The sequence below is a fragment of the Hydrogenophaga sp. 70-12 genome, assembly GCF_001897365.1.
Taxonomy (GTDB): domain Bacteria; phylum Pseudomonadota; class Gammaproteobacteria; order Burkholderiales; family Burkholderiaceae_C; genus Hydrogenophaga; species Hydrogenophaga borbori.
In genome coordinates this window covers 1-17736 of record NZ_MKSS01000089.1, presented here as the reverse complement: position 1 = coordinate 17736, position 17736 = coordinate 1, and the positions used below count along the sequence as shown (strand labels likewise).

Annotated in this window: 17 protein-coding genes; 13 read left to right on the top strand and 4 right to left on the bottom strand. The window is 70.3% G+C overall.

Translation table 11 applies throughout. From position 1 onward, the window contains the following. Positions 1-40: 40 nt before the first annotated feature. The 5 genes from BGO22_RS05770 (at position 41) to BGO22_RS05750 (ending at position 4355) form a co-directional block, all read left to right on the top strand. Positions 41-601 carry a bactofilin family protein gene (locus BGO22_RS05770; RefSeq protein ID WP_070400086.1) on the top strand — a complete coding sequence of 187 codons (561 nt, stop codon included), beginning with the start codon at positions 41-43 and terminating at the stop codon, positions 599-601. A gap of 63 nt (positions 602-664) precedes the next feature. Beyond that, positions 665-2377: an ExeA family protein gene (locus BGO22_RS05765; RefSeq protein WP_286849609.1), complete on the top strand. Its 1713-nt coding sequence runs from the start codon at positions 665-667 to the stop codon at positions 2375-2377. A gap of 550 nt (positions 2378-2927) precedes the next feature. Next, positions 2928-3185: a general secretion pathway protein GspB gene (locus tag BGO22_RS05760; RefSeq protein ID WP_254668185.1), complete on the top strand. Its 258-nt coding sequence runs from the start codon at positions 2928-2930 to the stop codon at positions 3183-3185. A gap of 6 nt (positions 3186-3191) precedes the next feature. Further along, entirely contained in the window at positions 3192-3818 is a 627-nt protein-coding gene (locus BGO22_RS05755) for an ABC transporter ATP-binding protein (protein ID WP_070400083.1), read from the top strand. Between the two features lie 201 nt (positions 3819-4019). Then, complete coding sequence (locus BGO22_RS05750) at positions 4020-4355, top strand: hypothetical protein (RefSeq protein ID WP_070400082.1); 336 nt, start codon at positions 4020-4022, stop codon at positions 4353-4355. Between the two features lie 24 nt (positions 4356-4379). Here the strand turns inward: BGO22_RS05750 and BGO22_RS05745 are convergent, their stop codons facing one another. The 3 genes from BGO22_RS05745 to BGO22_RS05735 form a co-directional block, all read right to left on the bottom strand. Beyond that, positions 4380-5366, bottom strand: coding sequence for a LysR family transcriptional regulator (locus BGO22_RS05745; protein ID WP_070400081.1), 987 nt, complete (start codon positions 5364-5366; stop codon positions 4380-4382). After that, a complete protein-coding gene (locus tag BGO22_RS05740; RefSeq protein ID WP_070400080.1) occupies positions 5363-6316 on the bottom strand; it encodes a LysR family transcriptional regulator in 954 nt (317 codons plus the stop codon). Before BGO22_RS05740 ends, BGO22_RS05745 begins: the two co-directional genes overlap by 4 nt. Before the next feature lie 87 nt (positions 6317-6403). Beyond that, on the bottom strand, positions 6404-7567 hold the full coding sequence (locus BGO22_RS05735; protein WP_070400079.1) for an acyl-CoA dehydrogenase family protein: 1164 nt from the start codon (positions 7565-7567) through the stop codon (positions 6404-6406). 163 nt (positions 7568-7730) lie between these two features. Between BGO22_RS05735 and BGO22_RS05730 the strand changes: the two genes are divergently transcribed. From BGO22_RS05730 to BGO22_RS05700, 7 genes are all read left to right on the top strand, one after another. Further along, a complete protein-coding gene (locus BGO22_RS05730) occupies positions 7731-8936 on the top strand; it encodes an acetyl-CoA C-acetyltransferase (protein WP_070400078.1) in 1206 nt (401 codons plus the stop codon). A gap of 4 nt (positions 8937-8940) precedes the next feature. Further along, a complete protein-coding gene (locus BGO22_RS05725; protein WP_070400077.1) occupies positions 8941-11082 on the top strand; it encodes a 3-hydroxyacyl-CoA dehydrogenase NAD-binding domain-containing protein in 2142 nt (713 codons plus the stop codon). Positions 11083-11093: 11 nt separating this feature from the next. Beyond that, positions 11094-11837 carry a 3-oxoacyl-ACP reductase FabG gene (gene fabG, locus BGO22_RS05720; protein WP_070400076.1) on the top strand — a complete coding sequence of 248 codons (744 nt, stop codon included), beginning with the start codon at positions 11094-11096 and terminating at the stop codon, positions 11835-11837. 132 nt (positions 11838-11969) lie between these two features. Then, positions 11970-13211 (top strand): sensor histidine kinase, encoded by a 1242-nt coding sequence (locus BGO22_RS05715; protein WP_070400075.1) that lies wholly within the window; start codon positions 11970-11972, stop codon positions 13209-13211. Positions 13212-13223: 12 nt separating this feature from the next. After that, positions 13224-13613 carry a response regulator gene (locus BGO22_RS05710; protein WP_070400074.1) on the top strand — a complete coding sequence of 130 codons (390 nt, stop codon included), beginning with the start codon at positions 13224-13226 and terminating at the stop codon, positions 13611-13613. Beyond that, positions 13606-14193, top strand: coding sequence for a chromate transporter (locus BGO22_RS05705; protein ID WP_070400073.1), 588 nt, complete (start codon positions 13606-13608; stop codon positions 14191-14193). Before BGO22_RS05710 ends, BGO22_RS05705 begins: the two co-directional genes overlap by 8 nt. A 4-nt stretch (positions 14194-14197) precedes the next feature. Continuing rightward, positions 14198-14794 carry a chromate transporter gene (locus BGO22_RS05700; protein WP_070400072.1) on the top strand — a complete coding sequence of 199 codons (597 nt, stop codon included), beginning with the start codon at positions 14198-14200 and terminating at the stop codon, positions 14792-14794. 3 nt (positions 14795-14797) lie between these two features. On the opposite strand, the gene BGO22_RS05695 is transcribed toward BGO22_RS05700, so the two are convergent. Beyond that, a complete protein-coding gene (locus tag BGO22_RS05695; protein WP_070400071.1) occupies positions 14798-16120 on the bottom strand; it encodes a UDP-glucose dehydrogenase family protein in 1323 nt (440 codons plus the stop codon). A 100-nt stretch (positions 16121-16220) separates the two neighbouring features. Here BGO22_RS05695 and BGO22_RS05690 point away from each other — a divergent pair, with 100 nt between their 5' ends. Next, positions 16221-17609: a right-handed parallel beta-helix repeat-containing protein gene (locus BGO22_RS05690; RefSeq protein ID WP_254668184.1), complete on the top strand. Its 1389-nt coding sequence runs from the start codon at positions 16221-16223 to the stop codon at positions 17607-17609. Positions 17610-17736 lie beyond the last annotated feature (127 nt).

The following is a 17736-nucleotide window of genomic DNA, read 5'->3' as shown; positions in this document are numbered from 1 at the left end:
AGCATGGGGACTTCTGCCCACTACACCTCAGGAGAAACCCATGGCACTGCACTTCGGCAAACGCGACAACGAGCCCTCCCGCCCCCTGGGCAGCGGCGGCATGGCCACACCGCGCAACACGGCTTACGGTCAATCACAAACCTCCCCCAGCAGCAGTACGCCGGTGGTTCCCCAGGAGGCCGAGGTGAAACCTGCCACCAGCACCACGCCCACCACCACCCCCGAAGGCGGCAGCAAGCTCACCGTCGGGCCGAACATCAAGCTCAAGGGCGTGGAGATCACCGACTGCGACACGCTGGTGGTCGAGGGCACGGTCGAGGCGACCATGGACTCGCGCGTGATCCAGATCGCGCAGCAAGGCGCCTTCAAGGGCTCGTGCGAGGTCGACCTGGCCGAGATCTACGGCACCATCGACGGCAACCTCACGGTGCGCCAGAAGCTGGTGATCCACGCCACGGGCAGGGTCACCGGCCGCATCCGCTACGGCAAGATCGTCATCGAGGAAGGCGGCCAGCTCTCGGGTGACGTCGAGTGCGCCGCCAACGGCGCGGCCAAGGCGTCGTCGTCCGGCACCAAGCCGTCGATGCAGCTGGCGGCCTAAGTCTGCGCCGAACCCCCGGCGGGCGGTTTGCCCGCCCCGGGGGGCCCCGGTATGCTCGGGGCCATGTACGCCGAGTTTTTCGGGCTCCAGAGCGACCCGTTTTCGATCGCGCCCGACCCCCGCTACCTGTTCATGAGCGAGCGCCACCGCGAAGCGCTCGCTCATTTGCTCTATGGCGTGCGGGGCGGTGGCGGCTTCGTGCTGCTCAGCGGCGAGATCGGCGCCGGCAAGACCACCATCTGCCGCTGTTTCCTGGAGCAGGTGCCCGAGAACTGCAACGTCGCGTACATCTTCAATCCGCGCCTGACGGTCGCGGACCTGCTCAAGTCCATCTGCCGCGAGTTCCGCATTGAGGTCAAGCACGAGGGCCTGGGCCCGGCCACGGTGCACGACCACCTCGATCCGCTCAACGAATTCCTGCTGGCCAGCCACGCGCGCGGCGAGCGCAACCTGCTCATCATCGACGAGGCGCAGAACCTCACGCCCCATGTGCTGGAGCAGCTGCGCCTGCTCACCAACCTGGAAACCAGCGAGCGAAAGCTGCTGCAGATCATCCTCATCGGCCAGCCCGAGCTGCGCGGCATCGTGGCGCGGCCCGAACTGGAGCAGTTGGCCCAACGCGTGATCGCGCGCTTCCACCTCGACGCCCTGGACGCCGCCGAGACACGCCAGTACATCCAGCACCGCCTGCAGGTGGCCGGCCTCAAGGGGCCGCTGCCGTTCTCGCCAGCCGCCATCGAACGCATCCATGAGCTGTCGCGCGGTGTGCCGCGCCGCATCAACCTGCTGTGCGACCGCGCCCTGCTCGGCGCCTACGCGAACGGGCAGAGCCGCGTCGAACGCACGGTGGTCGACAAGGCCGCCGGCGAGGTGTTCGACGGCGCCGGCTTCCCGCCACCGCCCCGGCGTGCCCGTCCGATGGGTGCCGCGCGTCCCACCGGCCTGGGCACTGCGGGCATGGGCGCATTGGCCGGCGCTGTGGTGGGCGCCTTGGTCGCCGCCGCGGTGCTGTGGTTCTGGCTGCAGCGGTCGGGCACGCCGGCCGCCGCCGGGCCCGCCGCCCCAGTGGCCGCCGCCCCGGTCGCCCCTCCCGTCACCGACCACCCCGCGGCAGCGCCCGCCATCAGCCCCAGCGCCCCGCCCGACCCCGCCACGACCCGCGATCCCGCCCCCACCTCCGGCTGGCCCGCTGGCGATACCCTGCTGGCCACCGAGGCCGAGGCCTGGCGCGAACTGGCCCCGCTGTGGGGCGCCGCGCTGGCCGACAGCGGCGACCCCTGCGAACACGCGCTGGCCGGCGGTCTGCAGTGCTACCGCACCTCGCGCATGACCGTGCATGGCCTGCGCCAGCTCGACCGCCCCGGCATCTTGAACCTGCGCCTGCCCGGCGGCGACAGCGGCCGGCTGCTGCTCACCTCCCTCGACGCGGACAGCGCCGTGCTGGCACGCGGTGAGCGCCGCTGGCGCGTGCCCCTGACCGAACTGGCCGACGCCTGGCGCGGCGACTACGCCACGCTGTGGCGCCTGCCCCCCGGCCACACCGGCCGCCTGGCCGATGGCCGCGACGGCCCGGCTGGCCGCTGGCTCGGCGAGCGCATCGCGGCCTTGCAGGCCAGTGGCCGGGTGCCCGTCTCGGGCCAGGATCTGGCGGCGCGCCTGCTGGCCTTCCAGCGCGCGCAGGGCATCGACGCCGGCGGCCCGGCGGGCCCGGTGACCTTCATGCAAATCAACCTGGCCAGCGGGGTGGATGAGCCCCGGCTGCTGCCCCGCTCCTGAGCTTCCGATGTCTTACATCCTCGACGCCCTGCGCCGCGCCGACGCCGAACGCGAACGCGGCCGCGTGCCGGGCCTGCACACCCAGGTGCCGCCCTCACGGGCAAGCGAACCGCCGGCGGCGCGTGGTGGCGCGCGGCCCTCGCGCGGCCCGCTGTGGATAGGCCTCGGTGTGCTGGCGGCCGCCATCGCCGGCATCGCCTGGTGGTTGATGCGCGACGGCGCTTCGGCGCCGTCGCCTGGGCCGGTGGCCCAGGCCCCCTCGCCCGCACCGGCCTTCAAACCCGAGCCCCCTCCGGCGCCGCCGCCCCGCACGGGCGCGGCCCCTGCCCCTGCCCCTGCCCCTGCCCCTGCCCCTGCCCCTGCCCCGGCACCGGCACCGGCACCGGCACCGGCACCGGCACCGGCACCGGCACCGGCACCGGCACCGGCCGTGCCCGTGCAGCCTATCCTGGCGCCACCACCGCCACCGCCGCCCGCGCCCGCTCCGTCCGCCGCGCCGGCGCGCCCACCCACCCCACCCGTGGCGCCGCCCCCGGTCACGCCCTCGCCAATGCCCGCCCCCGCCACCAGCGGCGACACCCACCTGCCGCGCGTGAACGAGCTCAGCCCCACGGCGCGCGCGGCCCTGCCACCGCTCAAACTCAGCGGCAGCACCTACGCCGACAACCCCAAGCTGCGCATGCTCATCGTCGACGGCCAGGTGGTGCAGGAAGGCCAGGACATCGTGCCGGGGCTCAGGCTGGAGTCGATCGGCCCGCGCAGCGCGGTCATCGTCCACCAGGGCCAGCGGCTGCGCCTGCCCTACTGACCCCCCATGACCCCGCTGCTGCGCGCCGACCACCTGCGCTTCGCCTGGCCCGGCGGCCGGCCGCTGTTCAATGGCCTCTCGCTGGCGCTCGGCCCCGGCCTCACCTGGGTCACCGGCGACGATGGCTGCGGCAAAAGCACCCTGCTGTCGCTGCTGGCGGGCGCCCTGGCGCCCCAGGCCGGGCGGCTGTGGGCGGCCGGTCACTGGGCCGACGAGGACCCGGTGGCCTACCGCCGCCAGGTGTTCTGGATCGATCCCCAGACCGAGGCCCACGACGCCCTGCCCGCCGCCGGCTACCTGGAGGGCCTGAGCGCGCATTGGCCGGGCCTGAGCGAGGCCGCCCTGGCCGATCTCGTGGACGGCTTCGGCCTGGCGGAGCACCTGCACAAGCCGCTGTACATGCTGTCCACCGGCAGCCGGCGCAAGGTCTGGCTCACCGCCGCGCTGGCAACAGGCGCGCCCGTCACGCTCATCGACCAGCCCTTCGCCGCGCTGGACGCCCCGTCGGCCCGTTTTCTGGCCGACTGCCTGACCGAGGTCGCCGAGCACCCCAGCCGCGCCTGGGTGGTGGCCGATCACGCCGCCCCGCCGGATACCCCTGAAGGGTTCATCCTTCGCCTAAGCGGCGCTTGAGGCGGCACCGAATGGTGCGAACGTACTGCCAGCGCAGTACTGTGACGGCCTCATCGGGCCGGTTTTTAGCGCTGCTAAATCGTCCTTGCTAACTTCGAAATCGACAGGGTGACGGGGCCCACCTAGATTCGCGTCCATGCCGAGCCGGGGCCAGTCGCCGCCCACCAGGTTGCCGGCCGCCGTTGGGACCCAGGAGCCACCATGAGCCATGCCGCCTTTGCCGAGTCGCAACTGACCGCCTCCATGCTCGACATGCTGATGGCGCGTTGGCAGACGGCGCCCCGCCCGGCGGCCCCGCCGCACGAATCCCCAGCCGATGCCATGGAGCGCGCGCGCGGCATCGTCGTCCAGACGGTGGGCCACTACGTGAACTACCTGGAGGCCTCGGACCAGGCGCTCTACGCCACGCTGATCTCCCTCACCGACGCCGAAGCCCTGCGCGAATTGTTCTTCGAGTGCTTTGACCTCATGGTCAGGACCCGAGGCCCCGCCATCGCCGTGCTGCGCGTGCACGAGCTCTACCGCCTCGTGCGCTGACGGCCGCCGCGCCGTCGTCCCGCTTTAGGCCGCCACCACAGGATCCAGCGCCACGTGTTCCCGCAGCCGCTCCCGCAGCCAGCGGTGGGGCGGGCTTTGGTGGGTGCGGTGGTGCCACACCATGTAGTTCGGGCGCCAGGACCGGGGCAGTTCGGGCGGCAAGGGCAGTAGCCTCAGCCCGGGGGCACGTCGGCGCAGGTCATTTCCATCGATGGGCGCCACCGTGGCCAAACGGTCCGTCGTGGACAAGACGTGGGCCAGACGATCAATGGGATAGACCACACTGCAGGACCGCGGCGGCAGGCCAATGCTCTTGAGCCAGCGGTCGATGGGCAGCACGGCGGCCTCGGTGGCGCGCATCGTCACCGAGGCCAATAGGTGGTGCTCGGCCAGGTATTGCTGCAGGCTCAAGCTGTCGCCGATGCGCGGATGCGCCGCGCTGAGGCAGCAATGGGTGAACGTGGTCGCCGGCAACGGCTCAGCGTGCAAATCCGGGTCGTCCTCGGGGGGTGGCCACGCGGTCAGCAGAACGTCGGCGTCCGCGGTTCGCAGCCCCTCGTAGCCCCCGGTGGCCGCGTCGGGCTCGCGCACATCGAGCCGCACATGCGGCGCCAGGGCCACGATGGCGCTGTAGCAGGCGTTCAGGTCGACCCGCGTGAAGCCCTCGGCACTCATGATCCTCAGATGCGCCTCGCCGCTGGCGGGGTCGAAAGGCGCGCCCGAGGTGATGTCCTGCCACAGATGCACCATCTCCCGGAACGACGCCAGCACGCCTTGCCCCAGGGGCGTGGCCACATAGTCCGAGCCCTGGCGCTGCACAAGCTCGTCGCCGAAGAACTCGCGCAGTCGCTGCAGCGACTGGCTGGCCGCCGGCGGCGTGAGGCCCATGCGCTCCGCGGCCTGGCTCAGGCTCTGCGCGTCCAGCAGCGCCACCATCAGCGCGATCTGACGCATGTCGGCCGTGCCGATGGCGCGTGCAACGCGCGACCCACCGAAACCTTCGGTACTCACGCAGGCACCTCCATCGACCGGCCCGCGGCCCGTGACACCGCCCGCAGGCGCTCGCGCAGCCATTGGTGAGGGCGGCTGCGATCGGTCCGTTCGTGCCAGATCATGTGGAGCTCACTGCGCACCGCCGGAAAGTCGGGGGGCAAGGGCAGGCTGCGCACCTGGCTCAGCAGTGCCACCACCACGCGGGCGCCGTCGGCCGACATCGTCATGAGAAAGTCGCCCCGCGATACCAACTGCAGGCAGGTCCACAGGGACTGCACGTAGGTCGAGCGGCGCAGAACCTGGCCCCGCGCCTGCAGGGCGGCGTCCAGCGGGCTGCGCGACGCCGCGTCGAGGTTGCGGTAGTGCGCCACCACGTGTTCCTCGGCCAAGTACTGCGCCAGGCTGATGCGGTCACCCACGCGGGGGTGCGACTTGCTCAGCAGCACATGCGTCAGGGCGTGCGAACAGAGCAGCTCATGCCGCATATCCCGCGCGTCCGCCGGCGGCGGCGCGCTGGCGCAGAGCACATCGAGCCGGCCCGCGCGCAGCAGCTGGAAGTCAACCGCGTTGTACAGGGGCACCTGCAGATCGAGCCGCGCGCCCGGCGCCTGTTCGCGCAGATCGGCCTGCAGTTGCACGAAATCGGGCAGAGCCGAGTGGCCCACGCAGGCCACGTTGAACCGCATTGCGCTCTCGGACGGATCGAAGCCCTGCACGGCCTGCAGGCTCTCGTTCCAGCGTTTGACGATGGTCCGGATGCCACCGATCACACGCTCGCCGTGGGACGTGAGCCGGTAGGCATTGCCGTGCCGCATATACACCTCTTGCGCGAACGCGGCGCGCAAGCGGCTGAGCGACTGGCTGGCGGCCGACGGCGTCATGCCCAACCGGGCCGCTGCCTCGCTGAGGCTTTGCGTATCGATCAGCTCGCACATCAGGGCCAACTGCTTGATGTCGGCGTTTTTCATGGCCAAGCGCTCCAGCAACCACCGTGCCGAGCCACAGCCTACACCCATGCCAGCGGTTTGGCATGACCGGTTTCGGACCGCGCGTCTTCAGCGCCCGCCCAGGCCCATCTGCCGGGAGATCAGCTCCTTCATGATCTCGTTGGTGCCGCCGTAGATGCGCTGCACGCGCGCGTCGGCGTAGGCGCGGGTGATGGGGTATTCCCACATGAAGCCGTAGCCGCCGTGCAACTGCACGCACTCGTCCATCACCTTGCACTGCAGGTCGGAACACCAGTACTTGGCCATGCTGGCGGTGGCCGAGTCGAGGCGGTTTTCGTTGACGAGCTCGCAGCACTTGTCCACGAACACGCGCGCCACCTGCACCTCGGTCTGCAGCTCGGCCAGGGTGTAGCGCGTGTTCTGGAAGGCCGCCACCGTGCTGCCGAAGGCCTTGCGCTCCTTCACGTACTGCACGGTCCAGTCGATGGCGGCCTGGGCCGCCGCCACCGCGCCGATGGCGATCTGCAGCCGCTCCCAGGGCAGCTGCTCCATCAGGCAGACGAAGCCCCGGCCCAGAAAATCCGGCCCGCCGAGCACGTTGTCGGCCGGCACCGCCACGTTGTCGAAGAACAGCTCGGAGGTGTCCTGCGCCTTCAGGCCCAGCTTCTTCAGGCGCTTGCCCTTGTCGAAGCCGGGCATGCCGCGCTCCACCAGCAGCAGCGTGGTGCCTTTGGCGCCGGCCGAAGGATCGGTCTTGGCGACGACGATCACCAGGTCGGCGTGCCAGCCATTCGTGATGAAGGTTTTGCTGCCGTTGAGGCGATAGCTGCCGTCGGGCTGCAACAAGGCGGTGCTCTTGATGCCCTGCAGGTCGCTGCCGGCCGCGGGCTCGCTCATGGCGATGGCGCCCACCATCTCGCCGCTGGCCAGCCGCGGCAGGTACTTGCGCTTCTGCGCCTCGGTACCGTAGTGCAGGATGTAGGGCGCCACGATCTCGCTGTGCAGCCCGAAACCGATGCCACTGAAGCCGCCGCGCGCCAGCGCCTCCATCTGCACCACCGAGTAGAGCCGGTCGGCGCCCGCGCCGCCGTAGGCTTCGGGCATGGACGGACACAGAAAGCCGTTGGCCCCGGCCTGGCGCCAGACCTCGCGGTCCACGTAGCCTTGCTCTTCCCAGGCCTCGTGGAAGGGCGCGATCTCCTTGTCGACGAAGCGCTGGAAGGCGTCGGCGAAGGCCTGGTGGTCGCTGTTGAAGAGGGTGCGTTCGATCATGCTGTCACCGACTGGACGGTTGGGGGATTTTTGGCAAGCAACTGCTTGGCGAAAGTCAATATACTGGGCCGAGGTATCGGTCACCACCGGGGACAAACCATGAGCGCCGTCCCGCCGTTTCGAAGGCGCTCGCACCGCAGCCCGCTGCGCGGAGGTCATGACAATGAGCGAAGCCTTCATCTTCGACGCCATCCGGACGCCCCGTGGCAAGGGCAAGAAGGACGGCAGCCTGCACGAGGTCAAGCCGATCGATCTGCTGGCCGGCACGCTGAGCGCGCTGCAGCGGCGGCACGACTTCGACACCGCCGCGGTGGATGACGTGGTCATGGGCGTGGTCTCGCCCATCGGTGAGCAGGGCTCGGTGATCGCCAAGGTGGCCGCGCTCAAGGCCGGCTGGGACTGGCGCTGCTCGGGCGTGCAGCTCAACCGCTTCTGCGCCTCGGGCCTGGAAGCGGTGAACCTGGCGGCCATGAAGGTGCGCAGCGGCTGGGAAGAGCTGGTCGTGGCCGGCGGCGTGGAGAGCATGAGCCGCGTGCCCATCGGCTCGGACGGCGGCGCCTGGGCCCAGGACCCGGCCACCAACAGCGCGACGATGTTCGTGCCTCAGGGCATCGGCGCCGACCTGATCGCCACCATCGAAGGCTTTCGCCGCGAGGACGTGGACGCCTTCGCCCTCGAGTCGCAGCGCCGCGCGGCCAGTGCGCGCGGCGAAGGCCGCTTCGACCGCTCCGTGGTGCCCGTGACGGACATGCTGGGCCAGACCGTGCTGGGCGAGGACGAGTTCATCAAGCCCCACACCACCCTGGAAGGCCTCGGCGCGCTCAAGCCGGCCTTCGAACAGCTCGGCCAGATGGGCTTCGACGCCGTGGCCCTGCAACGCTACCCGCAGGTCGAGCGCATCGAGCACGTGCACCACGCGGGCAATTCCTCGGGCATCGTCGACGGCGCGGCGGCCGTGCTGATCGGCAGCGAGGCGGCGGGACGCACGCACGGCCTGACGCCACGCGGACGCATCGTCGCGGCGGCCCTGTCGGGCGCGGACCCGACCATCATGCTCACCGGCCCCATGCCGGCCAGCCGCAAGGCCCTGGAAAAAGCCGGCCTGACGGTGGTCGACATCGACCTCTTCGAGGTCAACGAGGCCTTCGCCGCGGTGCCGATGAAGTTCATGCGCGAGATGGGCGTGCCGCACGACAAGGTCAACGTCAACGGCGGCGCCATCGCCCTGGGCCATCCGCTGGGCGCCACCGGCGCCATGATCCTGGGCACCCTGCTCGACGAGCTGGAGCGCCGCGGCCTCAAGCGCGGCCTGGCCACGCTGTGCGTGGGCGGGGGCATGGGCATCGCCACCATCATCGAACGGGTCTGAACGAATGAAAACGATCCGCTACGAGCTGCACGACGGCATCGCCACCATCACCTTCGACGAGCCCGGCTCGCCGGTGAACACCATGTGCACGGACTGGCAGCGCGACCTCACCACGGTCACGGGCCTGGTGGTGCGCGACAAGGCGCTCATCAAGGGCATCATCCTGGCCTCGGCCAAGAGCACCTTCTTCGCCGGCGCCGACCTGAAGGGCACGATGCGCCTGAAGGCCAGCGACGCGCGCCAGGTCTACGCCGAGATCGAGCAGACCAAGAAGAACTTCCGCACGCTGGAAACCCTGGGCGTGCCGGTGGTGAGCTGCATCAACGGCGCCGCCCTGGGCGGCGGCTGGGAGGTGGCGCTGGTGGGGCACCACCGCATCGCCATCGACCACCCCAAGATCCAGCTCGGGCTGCCCGAGATCACGCTGGGCCTGATCCCGGGCGCCACCGGCATCACCAAGATGACGCGCCTGCTGGGCCTGCAGGGTGCCCAGCCCTTCATCCTGGAAAGCCGCCTGTTCGGTCCGCGCGAGGCGCTGGAGCTGGGCCTGGTGCACGAGCTCGCGCCCGACGCGCTGAGCCTGCGCGCCGCGGCCGAGGCCTTCATCGGCGCCCACCCGACGGCCCAGCACCCCTGGGACGCCAAGGACTACAAGATGCCCGGCGGCACACCGAGCAACCCCAAGGTGGCCGGCATGCTCAGCGTGGCGCCAGCCCTGTTGCGGCAGAAGACGCAGGGCCTGTACCCCGCGCCCGAGGCCGCGCTGGCCGCCATGGTGGAAGGCGCGATGGTCGACTACGACACGGCGCTGCGCATCGAGAGCCGCTACCTCGCCCAGCTCATCGTGAGCCCGGTGGCGAAGAACATGATCAACACCTTCTTCTTCGACATGAACGCCGTGCGCGGCGGCGGTTCGCGTCCGAAGGACCATCCGCGCTTCACGCCGCGCAAGGTGGGCATCCTGGGCGCCGGCATGATGGGCGCGGGCATCGCCTACGCCCAGGCCAGCCGCGGCATCAACACCGTGCTGGAGGACGTGAACCTGGAGACCGCCGACATCGGCAAGGCCTACAGCCAGCGACTCACGCAGATGCGCGTCGACAAGGGGCTGATGAGCGTGCAGGAGCAGCTCGGCCTGCTCGACCGCATCCAGCCCACCGACCACCCCAAGGACCTCAAGGGCTGCGACCTGATCATCGAGGCCGTGTACGAAAACCGCGAGGTCAAGGCGCAGATCACGCGCGAGGCCGAGGAGCAACTGGCGCCCGGCGGCTTCTTCGCCAGCAACACCTCCACCCTGCCCATCTCCAGCCTGGCCAAGGCCTGCCGGCGCCCCGAGAAGTTCGTCGGCATCCACTTCTTCAGCCCGGTGGACAAGATGAAGCTGGTGGAGATCATCCGCGGCCAGCGCACCGACGACGAGACCATCGCGCGCGCCTACGACTACGTGCTGGCGCTGGGCAAGCTGCCCATCGTGGTGAACGACGCGCGCGGCTTCTACACCAGCCGCACCTTCGGCACCTACGTGATGGAAGGCGCGGCCATGCTGGGCGAAGGCATTCCCGCGCCGGTGATCGAGAACGCCGCCGTGCAGGCCGGCATGCCCGTGGGCCCGCTGGCCGTGCTCGACGAAACCTCGCTCGCGCTCTCGGTGCACGTGCTCGACCAGACGCGCGCCGACTTCAAGGCCGAAGGAAAGGTCTACGAACCCGGCGCCGGCGAGTTGCTGGTCGAGCGCATGGTCAAGACCCTGCGGCGCGCGGGCCGCGCGTCGGGTGGTGGCTTCTACGAGTACCCGGCGGGCCAGCGCAAGCGCCTGTGGGTGGAGCTCAAGGGCCTATTCGAGGACCCCAAGCTGCCCTGGGAGCTGCAGGACGTGAAGGACCGCCTGCTCTACCGCCAGTCGGTGGAGACCGCGCGCTGCCTGGCCGAGGGCGTGCTCACCAGCGCGCACGACGCCAACATCGGCTCCATCTTCGGCATCGGCTTCCCGGCCTGGACGGGGGGCGCGCTGCAATTCATCTACGGCCAGGGCATCGAAGCCTTCGAGCGCCGCTGCGACCTGCTGGCGCGCCGCTTCGGCCGCGGCTTCCTGCTCGACGGCGCGGCGCGCGACGCCATCCGCCGCTTCCAACCCCAGTACTGACACTCCGAACGATGTCCCGACTGTCGAACAAGGTCTGCCTCATCACCGGCGCCGCCCAGGGCATCGGCCTGGCCACCGCCGAAACCTTCGCCCGCGAAGGCGCCACCGTGATCGTCGCCGACCTCAAGCCCGAGGCCGTGGACGCGGCCGTGCGCCGCTGCCAGGCCCTGGGCGCCCAGGCCGAGGGCCACGCGCTGGACGTGACCGAGCGCGCGCAAGTGGACGGGGTGGTGGCCAAGGTGTTGGCGCGCCATGGCCGCATCGACGTGCTGGTCAACAACGCCGGCATTACGCAGGACGCGCGCCTGCAGAAGATGACGATCGAGCAGTTCGATCGCGTCATCGACGTCAACCTGCGCGGCGTCTTCCATTGCGCGCAGGCCGTGGCCGACGCCATGGTGCGCCAGGGCCACGGCGTGATCCTCAACGCCTCTTCGGTGGTGGGCCTGTATGGCAACTATGGCCAGACCAACTACGCCGCCAGCAAGTTCGGCGTCATCGGCTTCACCAAGACCTGGGCGCGCGAGCTGGGGCCCAAGGGCATCCGCGTCAATGCCGTCGCGCCGGGGTTCATCGAAACGCCCATCCTCGCCACCATCCCCGACAAGGTGCTGGACGAACTGCGCCAGCGCGTGCCTCTGCACCGACTGGGCCGGCCCGAGGAGATCGCCAGCGTCTACGCCTTCCTGGCCAGCGACGACGCCAGCTACGTCAACGGCGCGGTCATCGAGGTCAGCGGCGGCATGTCGGTCTGAGGCGGCCCTCGGAATCTGGCATCCCCCAATGAGGGGATGTGAGGAATATCACACCCTGTCCAGCCGCCCGGCGGACAACCGGCGGCGGGCCAGCGTGTTACAAATCGGGGTTTTGCTCGCCCCAAGCCCCCGATGCAGCCCTCTCCGCCGCCCGCCTCAGAAGGCCCGCGCCTCGCGCGGCTGCGCGCGCTGGGCGTGCTCGACACCCTGCCCGACCGGGCCTACGACGGCATCGCCGCCCTGGCCCAGACCCTGTGCGACACCCCCATCGCCCTGGTCTCGCTGGTGGACGCCGAGCGGCAGTGGTTCAAGGCCCGCATCGGCCTGCCCCTGAGCGAAACCCCACGCGACTGGAGCTTCTGCGCCATCGCCATCCAGACGCCCGGCGAGGTGCTGGTGATCGAGGACATGCGCCACGACCCGCGCGTGCAGCACCACCCCCTCCTGCGCGAACAGCCCGACCTGGGTTTCTACGCGGGCGCGCCCATCGTGACCGCCGACGGCCTGGCCCTGGGCACGGTCTGCGTCATGGACGTTCGGCCCCGGCGGCTGTCCGCCCCCCAGGTCGACGGACTGCGCCACCTAGCCGCGCTGTCGGCCACCCTGCTGGAGCAGGGCGCGCAGGACGTCGAGACGCTCAAGCGCAACGAGGTCCGACTCAACCGCACCGTCGCGCTGCTGGAGCGCAAGACGGTGGAGCAGCAGCGCTTCATCTACATGCTTTCGCACGACCTGCGCGAGCCGGTCAACACCATCAACAACTTCAGCTCGCTGCTGGTGGAGGACCACCAAGCCGAGCTGATCCCGGCCGCGCAGCGCTACCTGGGTTTCGTGCGCGAAGGGGGCCGGCGCATCGGCCGCCTGCTTGACGACCTGGTCGAGTTCGCCCAGCTCGACACCCACCCGCTGCGCATCGAGCCGGTGGACCCGGCCGCCCTGGCGCAACACGTCACGCAAGACCTGGCACCCGTGCTGCAGCGTTGCCAGGGCCGCATCGAGATCAACACGGCCCTGCCGGTGGTCATGGCCGACGCCGGCCTGCTGCGCGTGGCCCTGCACAACCTCGTGAGCAACGCGCTCAAGTTCACGCGCCCCGGCATTCCGCCGGTGGTGACCGTGGGCGCCTCGCGCAGCGGCGAGCTCGACCAGATCCACGTGAGCGACAACGGCGTGGGCATCGCGCAGGAGCACCAGGGCCGCATCTTTGGTCTGTTCAACCGCCTGCACAACCGCCGCCGCTACGACGGCACCGGCCTGGGCCTGCCGATCTGCCAGCGCATCGCCGAACTCCACCAAGGCCGCCTGACGCTCGATTCGTCCACCGACGCCGGCAGCCGCTTCACCCTGCACCTGCCTCCGGCGGGTCGCGCCTGAGGACCCCCACACATGGCAGCCCCCGCGCGTTTCATCCTGATCGACGACAGCGACGCCGACAACGTGTACCACGAGATCATGATCCGCCGGGCCGGCTTCACCGGCGAGGTGCGGGTCTTCGACAACGGCGTGGACGCACTGAACTTCCTGCGCGACGACCCGCTCGCGCTGCCCACCTGCATCTTCCTGGACATCAACATGCCCGTGCTCGATGGCTTCGAGGTCGCGCACCAGGCCACCGATCTGCTGAGCGGCAAGCCGGCCACCGTGCTGCTGATGCTCACCTCGTCCGACGCGCCGCAGGACCGCCAGCGCGCCGCCGAGCTGCCGGTGATCCAGGGCTACGTCACCAAGCCCCTCACCGCCGACATGGTGCGCCGCATGCTGGCCCGCGATGCCTGAGCCCGCTCCCGACGAAGCCCCCCTGCGGCCGCGCTCGCGCGCCGAACTCTTCACCGCTTTCACCTGGCTGGCCCTGCAGGGCTTTGGCGGCGTGCTGGCCGTGGTGCAGCGCGAGCTGGTGGAAAAACGCCGCTGGCTCACGCGCGACCAGTTCGTCGAGGACTGGGCGGTCGCGCAGATCATGCCGGGCCCCAATGTGGTCAACCTGGCCTTGATGATCGGCGGGCGGCACTTCGGCCTGCGGGGCGCGCTGTCGGCGCTGGCCGGCATGCTGCTGGCACCGCTGGCCCTGCTGCTGCTGTTGGCCGTGCTCTACAGCCAGCTCGCCACGCTGCCGCAGGCGCAGGCCGCGCTGCGCGGCATGGGCGCGGTGGCGGCCGGGCTGATCACCGCCACCGGCCTGAAGCTGGTGGCGGCGCTGCGCAGCAACGTCATGGGGCCGGGCGTGTGCATCGGCTTCGCCGCCTGCACCTTCGTGGCCATCGCCTTGCTGCGCTGGCCGCTGGCATGGGTGCTGCTGGGCCTGGGCACGCTGGCCTGCGCCTGGGCCTGGCGCCAACTGGGCCGCACGGGGGGCTGAGGCCATGGCCCCCCTGCCCCTGGCCGTGGACTGGCTGGACCTGTTCACCCACTTCCTCACGCTCTCCCTGCTGGCGGTCGGCGGGGCCATCACCGTGGCACCGGACATGCACCGCTACCTGGTGGTGCAGCACGGCTGGCTCGGCGACGCGCAGTTCACCGCCTCGATCGCGCTGTCGCAGGCCGCGCCCGGGCCCAACGTGCTGTTCATCGCGCTGCTGGGCTTCAACATCGGCATCAACGCGGCGGGCGGGCCCGCGGCGGGCTGGCGCGCCTGGGCGCTGGGGCTGTTCGGCGCGGGTGTGACGATGGTGGCGATCCTGCTGCCGTCCTCGCTGCTCACCTACACGGCCACCCGCTGGGCGCACCGCCACCGCGAGCGGCGGGGGGTGCGCGCCTTCAAGGCGGGCATGGCGCCCATCGTGATCGCGCTGCTCATCGCCACCGGCTGGGTGCTCACTGCGGCGCACGACCAGCCGGCGCGCGACTGGCGGCTGTGGCTGCTGACGGCGGTGGCCGCGCTGATCGTCTGGCGCACCCGGCTGCACCTGCTGTGGCTGATCGGCGCGGGCGGGGTGCTGGGGGCGCTGGGCTGGGTCTGAGCCTCAGCGCCCGATCGCCAGGTAGTCGAAGCCCATGCGGCGCACGAACACCGGGTCGTAGAGGTTGCGGCCATCCACGATCAACGGCTGCTTCAGGCGCTCCTTGATCAGGTCGAAGTCCGGGCTGCGGAACTCCTTCCACTCGGTCACGATGACCAAGGCGTCGGCGCCCTCCAGGGTCTCGTTGGGCGTCTGGGCGTAGCGCACGCGCGGCTCGTCGCCCAGGATGCGCTGCGCCTCGGGCATGGCGGCCGGGTCGTAGGCCGTGACGGTGGCGCCCGCGGCCAGCACCTCCTCGATGAAGCTCAGGCTGGGCGCCTCGCGCATGTCGTCGGTGTTGGGCTTGAAGGCCAGGCCCCAGAGCGCGATGTGGCGGCCCTTGAGGTCGGCGCCCAGGCGCTGCTTGAGCTTGCGCGCCAGCACCTGCTTCTGCGCGTCGTTGGCGGCCTCGACGGCGCTCAGCACCTGCAGGTTCAGGTCGGCGTCGCTGGCGGCGGTCTTGATCAGCGCCTTCACGTCCTTGGGGAAGCAGGAGCCGCCGTAACCCGCGCCGGGGTAGAGGAAGTGGTAACCGATGCGGGGGTCGGAGCCGATGCCCTGGCGCACCATCTCGATGTCGGCACCCAGCTTCTCGGCCAGGTTGGCCAGCTCGTTCATGAAGCTGATGCGCGTGGCCAGCATGGCGTTGGCCGCGTACTTGATGAGTTCCGCGCTGCGCACATCGGTCACCAGCAGGCGCTCGCGGTTGCGCTGGAACGGCGCGTAGAGCGCGCGCATGAGGAAGATGGCCTGCTCGTCGCTGCCGCCCACCACGATGCGGTCGGGCTTCATGAAGTCGTCCACCGCCGCGCCCTCTTTCAGGAATTCGGGGTTGGAGACCACGGCATAGGGCGTGCTCACGCCGCGCTGGGCCAGTTCGTCGGCGATGGCGGCGTGCACCTTGTCGGCGGTGCCCACGGGCACGGTGCTCTTGTCCACCACCACCTTGTAGTCCGTCATCAGGCGGCCGATGCTGCGCGCCGCGGCCAGCACGTACTGCATGTCGGCCGATCCATCCTCGTCGGGCGGCGTACCGACGGCAATGAACTGGATGGTGCCGTGGTTCACGGCGCGCGCCACGTCGGTGGTGAAATGCAGGCGGCCGGCGGCCACGTTGCGTGCCACCATCTCCTTGAGGCCCGGTTCGTAGATCGGGATGCCGCCCGACTCGAGAATGCGGATCTTCTCGGGGTTCACGTCCAGGCAGAGCACGTCGTTGCCCACCTCGGCCAGACAGGCGCCGCTGACCAGCCCCACGTAGCCCGTTCCCACCACCGTCACTTTCATTGCGGATCCCTTGTTCGGCGTCCCTCATGGCGGGGACGCGGCATGATAGCGAACGAATATGGCACTTTCGTCGTACCCTCCCCCGTATGGGCGACGCCGCGTGAAGCTGTTCGCGCTGGCGCTTGGCCTTCTGTTGCTGTTGACCCTGGCACCGCTGGCCTGGCTGGCCGGCACCGAACGGGGCCGGGCCGTCTGGGACCAGGCCACCAGCCGCAGTCCCAACGAACTGATCCGCTACACCGAACGCCGGCTGCAGGGCCACCCCCGGCTGGAGCGCTGGCTGCTGCCGCCCTTGTACGCCCTGCGCTCGCGGGTGGAGCCCGAGCCGCCTCCGGGCCCCCTGCCCGACCTGGGCAAGGGCCAGCGCCCCGAGTCTTTTCCGCTCCCGGCCGGTCTCTCCACCCGCTGGGCGGTCGACACCCCGCAGGCCATCCGAGACGCCCTGCTGCGGGCCACGCCCGGCACGCAGATCGTGGTGGCGCCGGGCCTCTACCCCTTCGACGCTCCCCTGCGCCTGGGCCAGGACGGCAGGGCCGACGCCCCCATCGCCCTGCGCGCCGAGCGCCCGGGCACCGTGTGGTTCGCCTTCGCCCAGGTGGACGGCATCCGCGTCGACCGTCCGCACTGGGTGTTCGAGAACCTGGACATCCGCGGCACCTGCGCGCGCCACGGCGATTGCGAGCACGCCTTCCACGTGATCGGGCGCGGCGCGCGGGTGAGCATCCGCAACAACCGGCTCAGCGACTTCAATGCCCCCATCAAGGTCAATGGGCAGAACGGCAACTGGCCCGACGCAGGCGAGCTGGCCTGGAACACCCTGAGCAACACCAGCCCGCGCGACACCGCCCAACCCGTGGTCATGCTCGATCTGGTCGGCGCCCACCGCTGGCGCGTGCACGACAACCACGCCGCCCATTTCGTGAAAACCCAGGGCAACCGCGTGGCCTATGGCTTATTTGCCAAGGGCGCCAGTGAGGACATCCGAATCGAACGCAACCTGGTGGTCTGCACGCCCCAGGGCATTTCACAACCCGGCGAGCGCGTGGGCATTTCGGTGGGCGGCGGTGGCACCGACCCCCAGGTGTGCCGCGACGGCACCTGCCGGTCGTTTGAGCACCGCGGTGGCCTCGCCGCCAACAACGTGGTCGCGCATTGCAACGACGCGGGCGTGGACGTGAACCGGGGTGTGGACGTGCGGGTGGTGCACAACACGCTCATCAATACGGCCGGCATCACCGTGCGGGCGGGCTCCAGCGCCCGCCTGCAGGCCAACCTCGTCGACGGCGGCAGTTGGCGGCGCGACCGCAGCGTGGTGGACGAGCGCGACGCCGCCCCGCTGGCCCGGTGGCTGGACCCGGCGGCGGCACGGGCCCTGCAATGGCACTGGCGGCGGGCCCCGCTGGATGGCCCCGCCACCCCGGACATTCCCAGCGATTTCAATGGCCAATCGCGCGCCGGCCATTCGACACCGGGCGCGCTGCTCCCCTGAACTCACAATTCGTCACCGATTTTCAACAATCGGTGACAGGGATTTTCCATTCGGTCCGCCCCCAAGGCCGAATGAGTTACCAATTGACACGGCGATCAATGGCAATTCTCCGTCAATAATTCATTGA